The 19,817-nt window shown below is 73.3% G+C and carries 12 protein-coding genes; 5 read left to right on the forward strand and 7 right to left on the reverse strand.

The genetic code is table 11. From position 1 onward, the window contains the following. Positions 1-3: 3 nt before the first annotated feature. The 5 genes from ABH928_RS25890 to ABH928_RS25910 all read right to left on the reverse strand — a co-directional run bounded on the left by ABH928_RS25890 (position 4) and on the right by ABH928_RS25910 (position 7,690). Positions 4-1,593, reverse strand: coding sequence for a hypothetical protein (locus ABH928_RS25890; protein ID WP_370070589.1), 1,590 nt, complete (start codon positions 1,591-1,593; stop codon positions 4-6). Positions 1,594-1,768: 175 nt separating this feature from the next. Then, complete coding sequence (locus ABH928_RS25895) at positions 1,769-3,532, reverse strand: PrsW family glutamic-type intramembrane protease (protein ID WP_370070591.1); 1,764 nt, start codon at positions 3,530-3,532, stop codon at positions 1,769-1,771. Positions 3,533-3,643: 111 nt separating this feature from the next. Then, positions 3,644-4,438, reverse strand: a complete 795-nt coding sequence (trmB, locus tag ABH928_RS25900) for a tRNA (guanosine(46)-N7)-methyltransferase TrmB (RefSeq protein WP_370070593.1) — start codon at positions 4,436-4,438, stop codon at positions 3,644-3,646. A gap of 158 nt (positions 4,439-4,596) precedes the next feature. After that, the gene (lhgO, locus tag ABH928_RS25905; RefSeq protein ID WP_370070595.1) at positions 4,597-5,799 is read right to left on the reverse strand and encodes an L-2-hydroxyglutarate oxidase; all 1,203 of its coding nucleotides are present in this window, start codon (positions 5,797-5,799) and stop codon (positions 4,597-4,599) included. 190 nt (positions 5,800-5,989) lie between these two features. Beyond that, positions 5,990-7,690 carry a hypothetical protein gene (locus ABH928_RS25910; RefSeq protein ID WP_370070597.1) on the reverse strand — a complete coding sequence of 567 codons (1,701 nt, stop codon included), beginning with the start codon at positions 7,688-7,690 and terminating at the stop codon, positions 5,990-5,992. Between the two features lie 639 nt (positions 7,691-8,329). Between ABH928_RS25910 and ABH928_RS25915 the strand changes: the two genes are divergently transcribed. From ABH928_RS25915 to ABH928_RS25925, 3 genes are all read left to right on the forward strand, one after another. Next, complete coding sequence (locus ABH928_RS25915; RefSeq protein WP_370070599.1) at positions 8,330-11,296, forward strand: asparagine synthase-related protein; 2,967 nt, start codon at positions 8,330-8,332, stop codon at positions 11,294-11,296. Between the two features lie 37 nt (positions 11,297-11,333). Then, entirely contained in the window at positions 11,334-11,849 is a 516-nt protein-coding gene (locus tag ABH928_RS25920; protein WP_370070601.1) for a universal stress protein, read from the forward strand. A gap of 156 nt (positions 11,850-12,005) precedes the next feature. Further along, positions 12,006-12,644 carry a DsbA family oxidoreductase gene (locus ABH928_RS25925; RefSeq protein WP_370070603.1) on the forward strand — a complete coding sequence of 213 codons (639 nt, stop codon included), beginning with the start codon at positions 12,006-12,008 and terminating at the stop codon, positions 12,642-12,644. A 17-nt stretch (positions 12,645-12,661) separates the two neighbouring features. Here ABH928_RS25925 and ABH928_RS25930 read toward each other — a convergent pair whose 3' ends face one another. Then, on the reverse strand, positions 12,662-14,599 hold the full coding sequence (locus ABH928_RS25930; RefSeq protein WP_370070605.1) for a sigma-70 family RNA polymerase sigma factor: 1,938 nt from the start codon (positions 14,597-14,599) through the stop codon (positions 12,662-12,664). Positions 14,600-14,938: 339 nt separating this feature from the next. Next, a complete protein-coding gene (locus ABH928_RS25935; protein WP_370070607.1) occupies positions 14,939-15,679 on the reverse strand; it encodes a TetR/AcrR family transcriptional regulator in 741 nt (246 codons plus the stop codon). Between the two features lie 303 nt (positions 15,680-15,982). On the opposite strand from ABH928_RS25935, the gene ABH928_RS25940 reads away from it, so the two are divergent. Both ABH928_RS25940 and ABH928_RS25945 read left to right on the forward strand, forming a co-directional pair. After that, positions 15,983-17,374 carry an NAD(P)/FAD-dependent oxidoreductase gene (locus ABH928_RS25940; RefSeq protein ID WP_370070621.1) on the forward strand — a complete coding sequence of 464 codons (1,392 nt, stop codon included), beginning with the start codon at positions 15,983-15,985 and terminating at the stop codon, positions 17,372-17,374. A 302-nt stretch (positions 17,375-17,676) separates the two neighbouring features. Then, positions 17,677-19,668: a SpoIIE family protein phosphatase gene (locus ABH928_RS25945; protein WP_370070609.1), complete on the forward strand. Its 1,992-nt coding sequence runs from the start codon at positions 17,677-17,679 to the stop codon at positions 19,666-19,668. Positions 19,669-19,817: the final 149 nt, after the last annotated feature.

Consider the following 19,817-nt stretch of genomic DNA (forward strand, 5'->3'; position numbering starts at 1 on the left):
CCGTCAGTTCGTGCGTGTGTTGTGCAGATGCAGGCCGATGTATCCGACATAGACCCGGCCCGTGTTCGAGCAGTCATCGTGATAGTGCAGGCGCGGCGCCGTTCCACCGCCGCCTATCCGCAGGTGGGCGCCCATGAAGACGCGGCCCGACGGGTCGACCGTCGTCGGGACCGGCAGCAGGCGTTCGCGCTTCCACTTCGCGTTGGTGCTGACGGTGCGTGACTCGCCGCGGATCACCTTGCGGGGCGGGAAGGGGTGGCAGTCCGGCGGGGTGTTCTCGCACCAGCTGCGGAAGTCGCCGCCGGACGCGCCCTCCTTGGCCGCCTCCGCGTAGTCCTGGAGGGCCAGCAGCGCGTCCCAGGTCATCCGGACCCAGGTGGGGTGGTCGGTCTGCTCGTCCAGCTCCTTGGTCAGGCGGGGGTCGCCGGTGTACTCCAGCAGCTGGAACTCGTCCCAGCGCTCCAGCAGTTCGGCGAAGGTGCCGGGCTCGGAGTCCTGCGGACGGGCCGGGCGGCCGGAGAGGGAGCGCAGCTCCGTCCGCGCCGCGCGCAGTTCGCTGTACTGCTCGTCGTACTCCGCGGCCAGCTGCGACTCGCGCTCCTCCGCCGCGCGGAGCCAGCGGCGCACCTCCTGGAGCTCCTCGGCGCGGGCGCGTTGCTCGTGGAGCTCCTCCTCCTCGTGGTCGACCAGCAGCCCGCCGGGCACGATCGCGTCGGCCTCCGGCAGGCCCTCGGGGCGCAGCGGCGGCAGGCCGACCAGCTGGTCCGGCAGGGGGGTCTGGACGGCCAACCGACGCGGCAGCCAGGCCAGCAGTCCGGAGGCCCGGCGCAGGTTCTCCTCGATCGTGGACCGGGACATCACCCGGTGCCGCGCCGCCTCGGGCGCCCAGGCCGGGTCGAGGCCGGGGAGGTACGTGCGGACCGCGCCGCCGTACACGCGGTGGTGTTCCAGCGCGGCGTTGAAGGTGCGCTCGGCGCCGGGAGCCAGCGCGTAGAGGACGGCCAGACCGCTGCAACTGCGGAGCAGCGGGTCGACGGTGTCGTTGAGCCAGTCCTCGAAGTCGGTGTGCAGGGGAGTGCTGGCGACCACGATCGGCAACCGCCGGTCCGGGTCGCACAGTTCGTCGAGGATCTCGTCGACGTCCTGCTTCTCGATGATGCCGGGCAGCGCGTGGACGCGGGCCGCGCCGGTCTGCTCGCCCTCGACGGCGTCCAGGACGTCCAGCAGGCCGCGGGCCAGTCCGGGAACGGGGGCCTTGGCGGGCTCCTCGCCGCGGACCGGCAGTTGCTCCGCGTCGAGCTGCACCCAGGTGCGGCCGTCGCGGGCGGACGCCACGGTGAGCGAGGTCTGCCAGATGCCCTGCACGGTGAACTCGCGCAGCCGCCATCGGGCGAGCCGCCCCTGGACCGCCTTGCCCCGGGCCACTTGGTCCAGGACGGCCTGCGGTCCGACGCGCCGACGACCGTTGCCCGAGCCGGGCTCGTCGTAGTGCAACGCCTTCAGCCACTGCCGGAGCTGCTGCTCGGCGAGGGCAACAGTCTCCTGGTGGCCGTGTCCACTGGTCACGGCCATCCGATAGATGCCATCGGTCACTGGCGCTGCCTCCTGACGCTGTGTCGGCGTCGCCGCACCTCCGTGTGCGGATATTGGGACAACGCGACAGGGGTGGCAGATGGTTCCGGTACGCCCGACGCACAGGCGATGCCGGGATGTACGGAGGATGAGCCGGGCGTGTGCGTCGGGCGTCAGCCCCGACGTCAGCCCCGACTCAGCTCTCGGCCGGAGGCTGCTCGGCCGCGGGGCTCGGCTGTGCCTGGGACGGCACCGCCGGCTGCTGCGGCGGCTGCTGCGCTGCGTACGGCGACGGCTGTTGTGGCTGCGGTGCGTACGGCCACGGCTGCTGCGGAGCGTATGCCCGCGGAGCGTACTGCTGGCCGCCGTACTGCTGCGCCGCGTACGGCGGTCGGCCGTACTGCGGCGGCGTCTGCTGCTGCGGCACGAACGGCTGCTGCCCGTATCCCGGCGGCTGGGTGTGCGGGTAGGGCGCGTAACCGGGACCGGGACGCTGCGGGTAGGGCGTGTAGCCCGGACGCTGCGGGTACGGATACCCGAAGCCCGGCGTCGGAGCGCCGGCCCAGGCCGTGGCCAGCGGCGGGTGGGTGCGGTACCACTCCTGCTCGCCGACCCGGTCGAAGACGCCCTCGACCGTCTCCTTGCGCTCCCACAGGTGGTGCAGCAGCTCCTGCTCGCGCTCCGCGAAGTCCTGCACCGCGAGGCCGCGGGCCACCCGCTCGCGCAGCAGCGCCAGCGAGGTCGCGAAGCCCTGGTACTCGCGCATCGCCTTGTCGCCGGTCGGCCCCCGCTGGAAGCGGGCCAGCGCCCGGGCCTGCTTGCGGGTCCGCATCGACGCCAGCACCAGCGGCACCGGACGCGCGATCCAGCCCGCCGCGACGTAGACGGCCAGCTGCTTGCCGACCACCCGCAGCTCGTTGCCGCGCGACCAGATCACCAGCCAGACCATCAGCGCGAAGACCGGCATCATGAAGAGGAAGTAGACGCCGAAGAAGCCCAGCGGGCCGAGCACCGGCGCGCTGTTCCAGGTGCCGTGCATCAGCATCGCGAAGATCCAGCCCGCGATCGGGGCGCAGATCCGCTGCCAGCGCTTGCGGCTGATGGCCGCGAGCCCGAAGCCCACCGCCGTCATCGAGGTGAAGAGCGGGTGCGCGAACGGCGACATCACCTCGCGCATCACGAAGGTCATCACGGTCGCTGCTATGCCCGTGCCGCCGTCGTTGCTTCCGTCCATCACCGAGCGGCCGATGTAGAGGATGTTCTCGGTGAAGGCGAAGCCGGTCGCGGTGAACCCGGCATAGACCGCGCCGTCGACGATGCCGGTGAAGTCACGGCGGCGGAAGAGGAAGATCAGCAGCAGCGGCGCGGCCTTGGACGACTCCTCGACCAGCGGCGCGACCAGGCTCGCGCCCAGCGTCTCGCCGCCGCCCACCTGGTGGCTGATGAGCAGCGAGGTGGCCCAGTCGTTGGCCAGGATCGCCACCAGCGTGGCCGCGCACGCGCCCCAGCCGAAGCAGAAGAGCAGCAGCCGCGCGGGCTTCGGCTCGACCCGGTCCAGCCAGTGGTAGGCGCCCAGCACCAGCGGCACCGGCAGCACGGCGAGCGCGACGCCGACGACGAACCCGGCGGTCCCCGTCTGGGTGTGGACCATGTTGAGGATCGCCGCCCCGCACGCGGCGAAGGCGATCACCACCAGCGCGATACGCAGCCAGCGGTTCTCCAGCAGGTTGCGGCGGACCTTGTAGCGAAGGGCGCGCGGCGGCTCGAAAGGCAGCCCGGCCGTCCCCGGCTGGGGAGCCGTCGGCAGACCCTCGGGCAGCGGCACGTCGACGGCCACGGGTGCGACCGGTTCGGCGGAGCCGGTGGGCGGGAGGGGGGTTTCGGTGCCGGTGCCGGATATCGGCCCGGTCGAGTCCCCGGCGGTGCTGTTCGCCGGGGGTTCGTGCTGCGCGCTGCTCACCCCATGACCTTAGCGGGGCGGCGGATCAGCGGGTAAGGACTTGTGCCCGTACGGTCACCGCACGATCACCACAGGGGTGCGATGCACGCGCGCAGGCGCCCGGACCGCAGCTCAGCGTCGACGGAAGAGCAGGTCGCGGACGACGTGGCCCTTGGCCAGCCCCTGGCGCTCGAACTTGGTCACCGGCCGCCAGTCCGGACGCGGCGCGAAGTCGTCGTGCAGGTTGACCAGGTCGAGGGAGGCGGTCAGCACCTCCAGCATCTGCTCCGCGTAGGGCTCCCAGTCGGTCGCGCAGTGCACCGTCGCGCCGGGGCGGAGCCGGGACGCGGCCAGCGCCGTGAACTCGGGCTGGATCAGCCGCCGCTTGTGGTGGCGGGCCTTGGGCCACGGGTCCGGGAAGTAGATCCGCAGCCCGTCCAGGGACGCGGGCGCCAGCTGGTCCCGGAGCAGCACCACGGCATCCCCCTCGGCCAGGCGGACGTTGTCGAGGCCGTCGGACTCGATCCGGCGCAGCAGGTTGCCGTGGCCGGGGGTGTGCACGTCGGCCGCGAGTATGCAGCGCTCGGGCTCGGCGGCGGCCATGATCGCGGTGGCGTCGCCCATGCCGAAGCCGATCTCCAGCACCACCTCGGCGTCCGTCCGCCCGAACCAGGCGTCCAGGTCCAGCTGCCGCTCGCCGTCGATCCGGATGCCCCACGCGTCCCAGGAGCGCTCCAGCGCGTCGTACTGCGCGGTGCTCATCCGGCCCTTGCGCGGGTGGAAGCTGCGGATCCGGCGCTCGGTGTGGAGCTCCGGCGAGACGGGGTCGCCGGGACGCGGCGCGTCAGTGCCGGTGCCGGTGCCGGTGCCGGAGGCCTCGGGGCGTGCGGCGGCCGGGGGAACGAGGGCGGTGGGCTGGCTGGTCACAATGCGCCCCAGTCTACGGAACCGTCGCCACGGACCGGCGGCTCGGCTCCGACTGTCGGCCCAGCTCCGAGCGTTGGCCCATCCCTCGGTCGGCCCAGGTCCGTCTGGCCGAGGTCCGTCCGTCCGCTCGGTTCCGACGGCCACCGCGGCGCGCCCGCTCAGCTGCGGTCGAGCGCGGCCCTTGCCCGTCCGGCGATCTCGCGGCCGATCGCGAGGGACGCGGTTGCCGCCGGGGAGGGGGCATTGAGCACGTGGACGGTTCGCGGGCCCTCGGCGAAGGCGAAGTCGTCGACCAGCGCGCCGTGCCGGTCGACCGCCTGGGCCCGGACGCCTGCCGGGGCGGGCAGCAGGTCCCGCTCGGCGACGGCGGGCAGCAGGCGCTGGAGTGCGCGGGTGAACGCCCGGGTGCTGAGCGAGCGGCGCAGCTCGACCGCCTCCGCGCGCCAGTGACGCGAGGCGAGCGACCAGGTGCCCGGCCAGCCGGCGGTGGCGAGCAGGTCGCGCGGGCTGACCGTGCGCCAGTCGTAGCCCTCCCGGGCCAGCGCCGGGACGGCATTGGGGCCGACGTGCACGCCGCCGTGCAGGTCACGGGTCAGGTGCACGCCGAGGAAGGGGAACGCCGGGTCCGGCACCGGGTAGACCAGCCCGCGCACCAGCGACGCCGCCTCCGGGGCCAGCTCGAAGTACTCGCCGCGGAACGGGACGATCCGCAGCCCGGGTTCGTCGCCCGCCATCCGCGCCACCCGGTCGCTCTGCAGACCCGCGCAGTTGACCAGCACCCGCGCCCGGACCTCGCCCAGCGTCGTGGTCACGGTGACGCCGTCGCCGCGTCGGTCGATGGCGGTGACCGCGTTGCCGGTCCGGATCCGTGCCCCGGACAGCTCCGCGTAGCGGGCGGCCACGGCCGGGTAGTAGGCGAGGCCGGTGGTGCCGACGTGCAGCGCGGCCACGCCGCTGATGTGCGGTTCCTGTTCGGCGATCTGCGCCGCGCCCAACTCGCGCGTGGGCAGGCCGTGTTCGCGTCCGCGCTGGGCCAGCGCGTGCAGCCGCGGCAGCTCGGTGCGGTCGACGGCGACCACCAGCTTGCCGGTGACCTGGTGGGGGAGGCCCTGTTCCTTGCAGAATTCGACCATCTCCGCGGCTCCGGCCAGGGCGAACTTCGCCTTGAGGGAGCCCGGTCGGTAGTAGAGGCCGCTGTGGATCACCCCGCTGTTGCGGCCGGTCTGGTGGGCCGCCAGCCGCGGCTCCTTCTCCAGCACGACCACGTCCAGCTCGGGCGCCTGCTGGGAGAGCGCGTACGCGGCGCTCAGCCCGACGATGCCCGCACCGATGATCACGACGTCGCAGTCAAAGCCCCGCACGCAAGCCCTTCCGACGGTTCGACGAGGTTCTGCCGGTCACCTTACGCGGCCATGACCGTCCGCAGCAGGGCGCGTCCGAGGTCAGGGACGTGGTCACACACGTGATGGGGCCACGCCACGCCACGGCGTCCGGGCGGCGGCACGGAGACGTGGTTCGGGCGGGCGTCCAGGCGGGTGATCGGACGTGGGTTCAGGCCGGCGCGGCGAGCGTGAGGCGGGCGCGTTCCACCAACTCCTGGGCTATCCGTTCGCCCTTGAAGCGGTCCAGCCGCTTCAGCATCTCCGCCAGGTACTCGCGGGTGCGCTGCGAGGAGATCCGCCCGGCCACGTCGAGGGCGCGGTTGCCCGCCGCCACCGCGCGCTCCAGCTCGCCCTGGTCCAGCTCGGCCATGGCCGAGACGATCAGGCGCAGGCCGTGCGAGCGGACGTACTCCTCGGTGGGCGTGGCCAGCGCGCGTTCGGTGAACTCGCGGACCTTGCCCGGCATGCCGAGGTCCCGGAAACCCTCCGCCGCGTCCGCTGCCAGCCGGTCCCAGGTGTAGAAGTCGATCCAGGCCGGATCGCCGTCGCCCGGACGTGACCGCTCCAGCCAACTCTCGGCCGCGGCAAGGGCGGAGGCGCAGGCAGCCGCATCCCCGGCGCGGGCGTGGGCCCGCGACTCGACCAGCCGGAAGAAGCTCATCGTCCGCGCCGTCGCCAGCCCCCGGTTGCGCTCCACGGCGGCCTGGGCGAGGTCGACGCCCTCGTCGGCAGCACCCCGGTAGGTCGCCTGCAGGCTCATCGACGCCAGCACATAGCCGCCGAGCGGGACGTCCGCCGCCGCGCGGGCCAGGCGGAGCGCCTGGATGTAGTAGCGCTGTGCGGCCTCCTGCTGTCCGGTGTCGAACGCCATCCACCCGGCGAGCCGGGTCAGTTCGGCGGTCGCGCCGAACAGTGCGCGGCCCACCTCGTCGCTGTAGCTGGCGAGCAACAGCGGTGTGGCGTCCCGCCGCAGGCACTCGGGGACCATGGACGAGCGCCAGTCGCCGCCGCCGTAGCGGGAGTCCCAGCGTCGGGCCTCCTCGGCGGCCTGACGCAGCTTGGCCGCGTCCGCATGGCCGACCCGGTAGCTGCCGCGGACACCGTCGGCGAGGCCCAGCGGCGCACCCGCATGCCCGAACTGCCCCTCGTGCCGGGTCTCGTAACCGTTCTCGTGCCCGGTCGACAGGGACGGGGACGTCGCGTCCGCAAGGCCACCAGGCTCCGGAAGCTCCAGGGAACCTGCCCGCGCGCCGGGAACGGTCGGCGCGGACCGCCGTCCCTGGACGTGTGCGTCCGCCGCCGCTGTGTCCGTGCGGTCGTTGTCGTCCGCGTGGTCCTGGGCGTCCTTGTGGTCCTTACGGTCCTTGTCGGCGCTCGGCGCCTCGCGCGCGACCGAGCCGTCGACGGGCGTGATCAGCCAGCGCGCGACGGGGGTGGTGTAGGCCGCGACGGAGAAGCTCCCGGCCAGGGTGTCCCACCAACCGCTGCCCGGCGCACCGGGTTTGCGCGTGCGCCCGGGGTCGAGCCGCCACAGGTCGGTGGCGCTCTGCACCGCTGCGGGAACCGCGCGCGGAAAGGTCAGGCCGATCTCGGGTGTCGGATCGGTGCTGCCCAGGCCGATCTCCTCGAGCGGGACCGCCCGGCCCAGCTTGCCGCCGATCGCCGTGGCGATCAGATGCGGCACCGGACCCTGCGGCACCATGCCCTTGGTGACCCAGCGGGCCACCGAGGTCTTGTCGTAACGGAAGGTCAGACCGCGTTGCGCGCCCAGGTCGTTGACCCGGCGGGCCAGCCCGGCGTTGCTCATCCCGGCAAGGGTCAGCAGGGTGCCCAGTTTGTCGTTCGGCCCGCGACTGCCAGTGGTCGTCATGCCCTCCTGCCACCCCCTCCCGGATCCCGCACGTCGCCCTGTTGCACCCAGAGTAGTTCCCTGCCTTCCCACGGTTAAGGGGTCTTGTTCCAGATGGCGGGATCCGGTGGCGGAGATGGCAGTTCCGGGGTGGTCTATGCCCCTGGCCCGTGCGGCGGTGCGCCCCGGTGTGCCCCCTCCCTTGCCCGGGGTTCCGGCGTTTGCATGGTGGCGTGGGTCGGCCTGCCGTCGAGGACCCGGCGGGTCGGGGGATGCCGCCGCCGTACATCCCCGCGCGGCGGCGGACCGGCTCGGGGGGTGTGCGGACACCTCCCGAGCTGTGGTCCGTTCGTTCCGGCTGTCCGTTCGTTCCGGCCGTTCGTTCGGTCAGTTCTTCTCGTGCGGACGGGCGCGCGGCGACTGTGCCTGGGCCGGACCTCGGGGGTCGGGGTCCGGGCCCGGGAGGGGAGGGTCCGGACCGCGCTCCACGCCCTGTCCGCTCCCGTCCCTGTCGTGTTTGTGGTGGTCAGCCCTGTTTGTCCGACAACATTGCGTCAACTTCCGGAATTTGCCTGCCTCGATGCCACAGCCGAACACGCCGTTGGCTGACACGATGGGGAGCTGACGGTGCGGCACCGTGCCTTTGGCGTGGAGGCGACGATGCGATGGTTGGTGGGTTGGAGCGGTCTGGGCGGAAAGACCCGAGACGGCACTACCGCCCTCGCTGACGTGCGCGCGCTCCGGCCGGTCGGCGGACGCCTGCTCTGGCCCGGTTCCGATCCGCTGTGGGCGGTGGGGGACTGGCGTTCGGACGAGATCCGCAGCGTCACGCTGCACCGGTGGCGGCGCCACTCCAGCGCGGTCGTCCGCCACGGCTTCCCCGACCTCGTCGACGATCCGGTCGCCGGTGAACTCCCGCCCGACGACGGCGCGTCGGCGCGTCTGCTGGTCCTCGGCCGCTGCGGGGCGGCGGACGCAGCGCTGCGCACCGCCCTGCTGGCGACGTCCGGTGGTGCGCTGCGGCACCTGACCACCTGGTCCGGCAGCTACGTCGTGGTGCTCCAACTGGGCTCGCGCGTCTCGATCCTGGGCGATCTGGCCGGAGTCCACCCCGTCTACCACACGCCGTTCGGCGGCGGGACCGCCTACGCCACCGCCGCACTGCCGCTGGCCGACCTCGTCGACGCGCCCCTCGATCGGATCCACCTCGCGGCGCGGTTGGCCCTGCCCGACGCACCCGAGGGCGTCGGCGACGGAAGCCCCTTCACGGGGGTGCTCCGGGTCCCGCCGGGGCAGGCGCTGACCGTGCGCGGCGGCGTCCCGGCCGTCGGCGTCTACGAGCCGGTGCCCGGTGGAGTGGGGAGCTACGAGAACAGCGAGGCGTCGGCGACGGCCGAGGTGACCCGGTCGCTGCTGGAGTCCGTCCGGCTACGGGTGCGCACCTCGCAGCAGGTGCCGCAGCCCGCCTTCGGCGTCGGCGGCCTCGGCGGCCTGGCCGGCCAGGCGGTTGCGGCGGGGGACATGTCGGCCGAGCTGTCCGCCACCGTCTTCGTCACAGGTCCCGGCTCTGCGGGCCGGGGCTCCGTGCCGGAAGCGGGAGTTGGGCCGGGGTTCGATCTCGGCCTCGCGCCGGACCTCGGTCTCGGGCCCGATCTCAGCCTCGGGCACGGCCTCGGCATGTTCGTCGGCCGGCCGCACCGCCGGGGCGCCGAGGCGCTGTCCGGCTCCGGCGAGGGCCTGCCGGACGAGATGCTGTTCGAGGGCGGCATCGGCTACGACGGTCCCGACGAGGCCGGAGAGCTCGTCGTCCGCCGACGGGACGTCAGCGTCGACCTGTCCGGCGGCAGCGCCTCGACGGTGCTGGCACTGCTGGCCGCGACGATCCCTCGCGTCGCCAAGGTGCCGGCCGCACGCGCCGCCGCGAGCCCCGCCGCACGCGCCACCGAACGCCCCAGCGGCGCACCGGGCTCGCCCCGTGACCCCGGCAGCGCAGGCCTGGACCCCGGCGCCGCCACAGGCGCCACCACAGCGCCGGAGCCGCCCGACGCGCGGTCCTCCCAGTCCTCCGAGTCCTCCCAGTCCTCCCAGTCCACCCGGCGTACGGAGCGCGCCACCCCTGACGGCACCGGGGCGCCCAACGGCAGCGCCCCGCCGGTCCGCCACCCGGCCCTCGGCACCTTCAGCGAGGAGCGCTGGGGCGACCCCCGCAGCTACCGCACCCTCCACCACGGCCCGCCGACGCCGCCGTCCTCGTCGTCGGCCGGACCGGACGCCGCGCGCCGGACCGGTGCGGTGCGCGGATCCTGGGCCCGTCGCGTCACCGCGCCCGAAGCCGAGCCGACCGGGCTGCTCGCGATCACCTGGACCGACGCCGAGGGCGCCACCGGAGCGCCGCTCACTCCCGCGCGTGAGGCGGAGCTGCTGCGCGCCCGCTCCGTTGCCGAAGCCGCCGCGGACCGGCTCGACCACGTCGTCGTCCCCGGCGGCGAGGACGCGCTCCCGTACGCGGACCTCGCCGACGACCCGCTGGCCGGACCGCTGACCGACGAGCCCGGCCCGGCGCTGGTCGCCGCGCTGCGCCACCGCGCGCGGCTGGCCGCGGCAGGCACCGACCACATCAGCGGCCACGGCGCCCGCCAGGTCCTGGACGGCCACCCGGCCCGACTCGCCGACCTGCTGCTGGAACGCCGTCGAAGCCCACTGCTGCGGCCGGTCGCGGCCCTCGCCCGCGCGGACAGCGCCATGGTCGGCACGCCCGTCGCGGTCGTGCGCGCGGCCCGGCGGCTCGCCCGTACCGGCTACACCGACGGACTGCGGGACGCCGCCGCGGCCCTCGTCGGCGGTCGCGCCGTCGGCGCCCCGCCCGGGACCGCAGGGGAGGCGTCCACTCGTGCGCTCGCCTGGTGCACGCCCGGTCCGGCTGCGGCCTGGCTCACCGCCGACGCTCGTGGCGCCGTCGCCCAACGCCTCCACCTGGCCGCCCGCGCCGGGGCACCCGACGAGCGGCCGGGGGCCCGGCGTGCCCGGCTGGCGCTCCAGCGGCGGGCGGCGGAGTTCCGTGTGCTGGCCCAGGTCGTCGAGAGCGCGCCGGACGCACGCGGGCAGCGTCTGCACGCGCCGTTCCTGGACAACCAGGTGGTCCGCGCCTGCCGTCAGGTCCCCGACCGGGCCCGGATCCAACCCGGTGCGCGCCACGGCATCCTCCGCGCGGTCCTTGCCGGGGCAGGCGTCCAGGAGGTCCCCGACGGCTGGGGCAACGGCCTCCCGCCCGACCCCTACGCGGCGGCCGACAGTGTGCGCGCGGGCCTGCGCCGTTCCGCCGACGCGCTGGACCGGCTCTTCGCCGCATCCCTGCTGGGCGACTGGGGCCTGATCGACGCCGAGGGCGTCCGAGCGGCACTGCGCGCGGCGGCGTCGGATGCGCCGGCCCCGCTGGACGGGCTGGCGGACGTGGTCGCCATGGAGCTGTGGCTGCGCCGTCTGCGGGCCCGCCGCGGCTCCTGCTGGACCGGACTGCCACCGCTGCCCCGCCCCGCCGTCACCTCCGGGGCCGGGCAGCCTGCCTCGGCAGCTTCTCCTTCTCCGGCGGGGCGAGCCGCCACCGCGTCGGCGTCACACGTGTCTTGACGCCGGGTCGGGTCTACCCGCCCCGATGATGGGACGCATGCACGCCATGCCCGTCTCCCACGAGCCTCCGCCGGCCCACGCCCAACCCGGCGTCCTGGTCGGCGTCGACGGTTCGGACGGTTCGTTGTGGGCGCTGGAGCGGGCGCTTAAGGAGGCGCGGGCCCATGCGGTGCCGGTGCGGGTGCTCGCGGCGGTCAATCCGACGCCGCTCGCCGACACGGCCGTCGGCCTGGACGACGTGGTCCAGGACAGCGTCGGCCGCCTGCTGGCGGGCATGACCGACGTCGTCCAGCGCGGCGTCACTGCGGCGACCGCCCGGCTGGAGGCTGAGCCGGACGCCGGGCAGGAGCCCGTCCCGACCCCGGAGCTGTACGTCGTCGCGGGCGACCCGGTCGCGCTCCTGCTCCACGCGTCCGAGGACCAGCACACTCTGGTCCTCGGCACCCGCGGCAACGGCGGCTTCCCGCGTCTGCTGCTCGGCTCGGTCGCCTCCGCGCTGACCTTCCACGCGCTCTGCCCGGTGCTGCTCGTCCCGGGCCCCAAGCGGGCGTGACCGCGCGGGTGTGGCCGAGCAGGCGAGACCGTGCGGGCGACACCGAGGAGGTGTGACTGCGGTCTCGTCGAAGTCGCGTCGCGTCCGGAATTCCGACGGGTGGCTCCGCGTTGGCATTGTCTGAGCGCGCAGACGATCGAGAGGAGCCGTGCTCTCATGAAGGTGGAGATCTACAGCGACATCGCCTGCCCGTGGTGCTTCATCGGCAAGCGCCGGTTCGACCAGGCCCTTACGGCCTTCGCGGGAGCCGACGACGTCGAGGTCGTGTACCGGCCGTTCCAGCTGGTGCCCGACGCCCCCATGGAGCCGACCCCGCACCGTGCCTGGCTGCAGGAGCGCTACGGCCCGCAGTCCCGCGCCATGGACGACCGCGTCGCGGCGATCGGCAAGGACGAGGGCATCGACTACGACTTCGACGCCGCCCTGCACGTCAACACCGTCCACGGCCACCGCCTGCTCTGGCTCGCCGAGCACGAGTACGGCCCGGAGACGCAGGTCGACCTCAAGGAGCGGCTGCTCGCCGCGCACTTCTCCGAGGGCGTCGACGTCGCCGACTTCACGGCGCTGACCGAGATCGCCGTGGCCGCCGGGATGGACCGGGCCCGCGTCGAGGCCTTCCTCCCGTCCGACAAGGGCCGCGCCGAGACCGCGAGCGAGCTGGAGCACGCCCGCGCCATCGGCGTCAGCTCCGTCCCGACGTTCGTCTTCGAGGGCAAGTACGCCGTCCAGGGCGCGCAGGAGACGGAGACCTTCCTGCAGGCCCTGCAGCAGATCCAGCAGATGCAGGGCCAGTGATCTGGTGGCGTCAGCCCTCAGCAGCTGAAGCGGGCGTCGGCCCAGTCGGCGACCTGGCCGCCGATGAAGCCGTGCGATCCCCGGACCACCAGCTTGATCTTGGTCAGCCCCTTCAGTGACACGCTGACGCTCTCTGCCGGGTCACCGCCGTGGATGACGCCGGACTGCCACAGCACCGCACCCGTCGTCCCGTTCTCGACGGTGAACTTCGCCGAACCGAGGCCCATGGTCATGTCGTCGATGCCCACCCACGCGGAGAAGTTCGTGCAGGCCTGGTTCAGGTCGATCACCGCGTTCGACGGCGCCATCACGGTAATGCCGCGCGCGTAGGACTTCTTGCCGATGCTGACGCCGTCGGGCCGCTGCCATACCCAGTTGAAGACACTCGGCGGCGCCAACGCGGGCCCGGTGGCGGGGCCGCTGCCCTGGTAAGGCAGCGTGTCGACGTAGTAGCTGGTCACGGGGGGCGGCGGAGGCGGGGGCGGCGTCGGCTTGGGCGTCGGTCTCGGCGGAGGCGGAGGCGGCGTCGGACGCGGAGTCGGCTTGGGTGTCGGCGTCGGGGTGGGTGTGGGGCTCGGCTTGACCACCGGCGGCGGGGGCGGCGGAGGAGTCGGCTTGGGCGTCGGCTTCGGGGCCGGTCTGGCCGGGACCGTCGCCACCGGAGTCGGCTTCGGCTTGGCCACCGGCACGGGCTTCGGCTTGGCGTCGCTCCCGGTCAGCGCGAACGCCAGCCCGGCGGCAGCGGCGACGACGACGGCCGTGGCGATGCCGATCTTGACCGGCAGCCCCACCCCCTCCGAGGCGGCGCCACCACCGGCAGCGCCGCCCGCGGCACCGCCCGACGAACCCGCCGCGCCCGCGGCTCCGGCCGCACCGGCCGTGGTCGCCCCGGCGGTGGTTGCGGAGCCACCGGCAGCCGCCGTGACGCCGACCGCCGCACCGGCGGTGGCCGCACCGGCCAACCCCGCCGCGAGCACCGTGAAGTAGCCCGAGCCGAGCCAGACCAGCAGGCCGGAAGGCAGCAGCTCGCGCAGGCTGTGGTTGAGGTCGACCAGCTCCAGGTACGCCGCCGAGCAGCGGTCGCACTCCTGCAGGTGCGCCCGCACGTCCGTCGACGCCCGCTTGCCCAACTGCCCGCGCGCGAAGCCGCCGAGCTTCGCCGCGTGCTGCTCGCAGTCGGACGCCTGGGTGTCCGAGATGTGGGCCTGCAGGAACGCCGTCGCCAGCCGTTCACGTGCGCGGTGCGCCTGCACGGCGGTGGCGTTGGCGGTCTTGCCCAGCAGCACCGCGACCTCGCGCGGCGGCTCCTGCTCGACCTCGGTGTGCCAGAGCAGCCGCCGGTCGTCCGCGTCCAGGTTCAGGAACGCGCGCACGATGAGCGACTGGTCGACCCCGGTCATCGCCCGCGCGTCCGCGCCCGGGTCGGTCACGTCGACCGTGGCGACCACGGCGTTGTTGGTCGCGAACAGCTGGAAGTCGTCGATCAGTTGCTCACGCCGGTCGCCCCGCGTCCACGACGCGGCGATGTTGCGCACAGCGGTCAGCAGGTACGCGCGGACCGCGATGTCCGGCCCCTTGCCGGCGCGGAGCGCCTGCAGCGTGCGGGCGAAGACCTCCCCCGCGAGGTCCTCGGCCGTGAACGAATCCCGGCAGCAGGTACGGGCGTAGCGGCGGACGGCGGCGACGTGGCGCCGGTACAGCTCCTCGTACGCGGCGTCGTCCCCGGCCCGTACGGCGGCGGTGAGATCGGCGTCGGACGTGGTCAGCGGTTCGTCGTCGACGGGCCCGCCGGGTGGGGGCACGCTGGGCGGCGCGGCGGCCTCGACGCGGTCGGCCGCGCCGTGCTCATGCGGCCCCTCCCCGCTGTCGCCGCGCTGGCGCGGCAGACCCTCGGCACCGCCGACTCCCTGCGGCGGCACGTGCGCCGCAGGCGCGTCCGGTTCCTCAGTGGGCATGACCCAACCCCCGCTTCCCTCGCTCAACCGGGGTCAGGTTCCCACAGATCCGCCCCGCCAACGAGAGCGAACGATTCGGCACCACCCCTTCGGGGGCCAAGGTCCAGCCGTTCGAGCAGAGACGTTAAGCGGAACGCACAGTTCAGGAGGCGCGGGGGTGCTCTGTGAGGGTCAGCAACGCCGTACGGCTGAGGCACGGAGCCCCGCGCCCCCTGAGGTGAGTGCAACTCCGTGCGGGAGCACAGGTCCGCCTGCTCGCGACCATGCAGCGGAGCTGCACATCAGCACAGCCCCGCGCCTCCAGCTACGTGCAACTACCCGCGGGAGCGGACGTGCGCGTCAGCCCGCCCGCAGCCCCTGCAGCAGAAGATGCAGCAACCGCCCCGCCGCGCTGCCGTCGGCAGACGCATGCGCGGGCACCGACGCCGTCAGCACCAGCACCACGTCGGCCACGCTGACCCCGCCGCGCAGCTCCCCGCAGCCCGCCGCGCGGTCGACCAACTGCCCCAGCAGTCCCAGCAGTCGGACCGGGTCCGCGTCCTCCCCGAACTCCTCGTCGACCGAGGTGATCGGGGTGACCGTGCTCGGCACGGCACCGGAGAGCAACTCATCCGACGTCGCCGACCGCGGGGCGGGGACCCGCACCATCGCCTCGGCCTGGCGGAACGTCTCGGGCGGCAGCAGCCGGCCCGCGCCGCTCGTCGCCGCGCGAGCGAGAAAGTCCGCCAGCGACTCCCACGCCCCCGTGGAGTCCGAGTTGAGCGCCTCGCGGGCCTGCGTGGTCAGCCAGACCACCTCCTCCGAGGCGATCCGCCGCACCAGCACCTCCTTGCTCGGGAAGCGCCGGTAGACCGTGCCCACGCCGACGCCCGCGCGCCGGGCGACCTCCTCCATCGGCGCGCCGTAGCCGAGTTCGCCGAAGACCTCGCGCGCAGCGCGCAGCACCGACTCCAGGTTGCGGCGCGCGTCGACGCGAAGCCGTCCGCCGCCGTTCGTCGTCAGCCCCTTCGCCACCAGCCCCCGCTGCACCGGAATCGTCCCCTCGACTGCGCGCTGCAGTACCTGCTCCTGCTGAACCATGAGGTTCGTCCTCCCCCGTACGACAGATTCAACGACCATAGTTGACGGCACATCGACGGGACCAGGGGAGTCGGGCAGGAATCCCACCGTCCGCACCGACCGTGCGCACACGACGGTCGTTGCGCAGCGTAGGGCATCTGCGCTGATCAATGGAGTCGAAGCGCCAATTCCGTGCCGCCGTGTCCGCGTTCGACGACGGGGCATCGCCGCCACCGCCGTGGCGATCAGCGTCACATCCGTATCCACTCATTCAGGTACGGAGTATGGACGTGCACCCACTCACGGGTGCGGAATGGTTGAGTGATCCCACCTGCGTCCCCACACGCGTCCTCACCGGAATCGGCCGGGCCGTCCTCGGCCGCGCGCATCCTGCTGATCGGTGGCGGGCAGGTCGGCGTCAACGCCGCTCTGCGGCTGCGGGCACGCCTGAAACCGGGAGAGGCCGAGCTCACCCTGGTCGACCCCACCTCGTACATGACGTACCAACCGTTCCTCGCGGAGGCCGCCTCGGGCGCGATCGACCCGCGCCACGTCGTCGTGCCGCTGCGTCGCGCGCTGCGCGGGGTGAAGGTGATGCAGGGGCGGCTGACGTCGTTGGACCAAGCCAACGCGCGAGCTCATCTGCTGCTCCCGGCACCCGTCTATGGCGCATCACCCATCGAACTGACACTCCCTTACGACCTGTTGGTGCTCGCACCCGGTTCGGTCTCGCGGATCCTGCCCGTGCCCGGGCTCGCCGAGCACGGAATCGGCTTCCGCAGTGTCGAAGAGGCCGTCAAACTGCGCAACCACGTCCTCTCCCAGCTCGACGTGGCGTCCTCCACCCGTGATCCCGAGCTGCGTCAGGCCGCGCTGACCTTCGTCTTCGTCGGTGGCGGCTACGCGGGCACGGGCGCTCTCGCCGAACTCGAGGACATGGCCCGGCACGCGACCAGCCACTACCACAACCTCCGCCCGGAGGACCTGCGCTGGGTGCTCGTCGAGGCAGGCAAGCGCATCCTCCCCGAGACCGAGCCGCAGGCCGCCGAGCGCACCACCGCCGAGCTGCGCGAGCGCGCCATCGACGTCCGCCTCGGCACCCGCCTCGCGTCGGTCGGAGCGGACGGAACCGTCCAACTCACCGACGGAAGCCGCTTCGCAGCCCGGACCCTGGTGTGGACGGCCGGCGTGCGGGCCAACCCCGTGCTCAAGCAGACCGGCCTGGCCGTCGACGCGCAGGGCCGCCTGCGGTGCGACTCCCATCTGCGCGTCCTCGGCACCGAGCGGGTCTTCGCGGCCGGCGACTCCGCCGCCGTCCCCGATCTGGCCCGCCCCGGCGAGACCTGCCGTGCCAACGCCCAACACGCGGTCCACCAGGCCATGGTGCTCGCCGACAACCTGGTCGCCTGCCTGCGCGGCCAGCCGACCACCGCCTACCGGCGCGAACTCAAGGGCACGATCACCTCGCTCGGGCTGCACCAGGGTGTCGCCCAGCTGCGCAGCCGCTCGCTCCACGGCCGCTCCGCCTGGCTGCTCCACCGCGCCGTGCACCTGCGCCGCGTACCGACCTGGGAGCGCAAGGCGCGGGTGATGTCCGACTGGCTGCTCGCCAGTCTGACCGGTCGCGAAATCGTTTCACTGGGGGAGCTGGAGGAGCCCCGTGCGGGCTTCGAGCACCTGTTGGACGAAGGTTTGAGCGAAGGGGGGACGATCTAGATCTAGCCGAATCGGTTCACCTGTTGTGCCGCCTGATGTGTCGCGGACGCCCTGCTTGTGCCGCGATGCGCTGTACCGGAATAGACCGACTCGGACTGCTTTGTAAAGGTGATGTGTCCCGTCTCGCCGGATTTGCCGATCTTCAAGACACCCCACGGCAGCTGATTCCCCGTGAGCGCGGTTTCAGCCACACTGGACCCCGACTCCGCGACCTGAAGCCTGCCTCGCATCCCCGTACCCGGCGTCCTGACGTACCCAGACGTCCCGACGTACCCCGACGACCCGCAGCCCGAAGGACTCCGTTGAACCTCACACGCTGGAGCGCCCGGCTCCCCGGCGGACAGCGGCGCGCCTCCGCGCCGCAGGACCGTCCCTCCGGCCCCACGCCCAGCGTCCCCGCCACCCGGGAACTGCCCGAGGCACGGATCGCCCACGAGCACGCCGGCCACCAGCACCTCGCCGTCCACGACGTGCTCGGGCACCTGCCCGCGCTGGTCGCCATCAGCTACGGGCCAGGCCACCGGCTCGGCTACCTCAGCCGCGCCTACACCGAGGTCTTCGGCCCGCGCCCGACCGGTGTCCCCGCCCACCAGGTGATGCCTGAGCTGGAGGAACTCGGCCTGCTGCCGCTGATGGACCAGGTCTACCGGACCGGAAGGCCGCGCACCGTCAAGGCCCGCAAGGTCCAACTCCCGGCCCTGGCGGGCGTCGAGCCGCCGCGCTACTACACCTTCGTCTGCGCGCCGGTCCGGGAGACCGAGGACCTGGGCCAGCAACTGGCCCAGCTGACCGGGGGCGCCGGGAAGGCCGCCATGGTCCCCACCCCCGCCGACAGCGGCGCGAACACCCAGGCAGGTGCCGACGCGGGCAGGGATGCGGGCGACTGCACCGCTGACTTGGCCACCGATGCGGTCGCCGACTCGGCCGCCGGTGCAGCCGCTGACTCGGCCGCCGGTGCGGTCACAGATGCAGCCGCTCCGCAGTCCGTGCGCACCGCGCTCGGGCTGTCCTCGCTCGGCCTCGGCAGCTTCGCCTCACTGCGCCGCAGTACGGGTGCGTCCGACGTCTGCGGGGTGCTCGTCTTCGGCGCCGAGGTCACCGACCAGGTCCGGGTCACCGAACGGCTCCGGGAGAGCGAACGCCGACAGCGCGAGGCAGCTGTCACCCTCCAGCGCAGCCTGCTCCCGCAGAAGCTGGAGCAGCCCGACGACCTCCGCGTCGCCGCGACCTACCAGCCCGGCGGTGCGGACACCGCCGTCGGCGGCGACTGGTACGACGTGATCACCCTCGGCGGCGGGCGCACCGCGCTGGTCATCGGCGACGTCATGGGCCGCGGGATGCGTGCCGCAGCGGTCATGGGTCAGCTCCGCACCGCCGTCCGTGCCTACGCGCGGCTCGACCTGCCGCCGCACGAGGTGCTGCAGCTCCTCGACGGCCTGGCCTCGGAGATCGACGCCTCCCAGATCGCCACCTGCGTCTACGCGGTCTTCGACCCCAGCGAGCAGTGCCTCAGCTATGCGTCGGCCGGACATCTGCCCCTCATGGTCCGCCTGGCGGACGGCACCATCACCCGTCCGGAGGAACCTGGCGGCCCGCCGCTCGGTACCGGCGGGTGGATGCACACCTCCAGCAACCTCCCCTTCACGGCCGGCTCGACCGGCGTCCTCTACACGGACGGCCTCGTCGAGCGCCGCGACCAGGACATCGACCACAGCCTGGACACCCTGGCCGGCACCCTCGCCGGCGCCACGGGCGCGCCCGACGTGATCTGCTCGCGACTGCTGCGCGCCATGGGCGTCACCCCGGAGCACGACGACGATGTGGCGGCTCTGGTCTTCCAGCTCCCGCAGCGCGACAACGACACCGCCGAACTGTTCCGCACCGCCTCCCTCGACCTGCTCGGCGGTGCGGAGGCGGCGTCGAGCGCCCGTGCCTTCACCCAGGGCGTCCTCACCAGCTGGCGCGTGGGTGAGGAACTCCAGGACCTCGGGGTACTGGCCGTGAGCGAACTGGTCTCCAACTCCCTCACCCACGGCCACCCCCCGATGCGCCTCCGCCTGCGCCGCACCGACCGCCGCCTCACCATCGAGGTCACCGACGCCGACGACCACCTCCCGCGCCGCAAGCGCGCCCTCCCGGCCGACGAGTCGGGCCGCGGCCTGGAGATCGTGGCGACCATCGCCTCGAACTGGGGCACCCGCCGCACGCCGGACGGGGGCAAGGCGGTGTGGTGCGAGTTCCTCCTCAAAAGATCTTCGACGGGAGGGGTTGACCCGGCTCCCGGGGATGCGTAGTGTTCTCCGAGTTGTCTCCCCTGCAGCGGGTACCGCGCAGGTCCGGAGGCAGCGAACCCCCTGAAGCCGATGATCGTACGAATTCATTTTCGTGCTGCCATTTTTCAGGACCGGCTGGTGGATTTGGTTAACGCCGGAGAAACCAGCTA

The sequence above is a fragment of the Streptacidiphilus sp. MAP5-3 genome (genome assembly GCF_041262505.1).
GTDB lineage: Bacteria > Actinomycetota > Actinomycetes > Streptomycetales > Streptomycetaceae > Streptacidiphilus.

Bases quoted from the DNA above. Each gene is read 5' to 3' on its own strand.
- ABH928_RS25910 (WP_370070597.1), bottom strand. From the start codon at position 7,690: ATGACGACCACTGGCAGTCGCGGGCCGAACGACAAACTGGGCACCCTG.
- ABH928_RS25915 (WP_370070599.1), top strand. From the start codon at position 8,330: ATGCGATGGTTGGTGGGTTGGAGCGGTCTGGGCGGAAAGACCCGAGAC.
- ABH928_RS25920 (WP_370070601.1), top strand. From the start codon at position 11,334: ATGCACGCCATGCCCGTCTCCCACGAGCCTCCGCCGGCCCACGCCCAA.
- ABH928_RS25925 (WP_370070603.1), top strand. From the start codon at position 12,006: ATGAAGGTGGAGATCTACAGCGACATCGCCTGCCCGTGGTGCTTCATC.
- ABH928_RS25930 (WP_370070605.1), bottom strand. From the start codon at position 14,599: ATGCCCACTGAGGAACCGGACGCGCCTGCGGCGCACGTGCCGCCGCAG.
- ABH928_RS25935 (WP_370070607.1), bottom strand. From the start codon at position 15,679: ATGGTTCAGCAGGAGCAGGTACTGCAGCGCGCAGTCGAGGGGACGATT.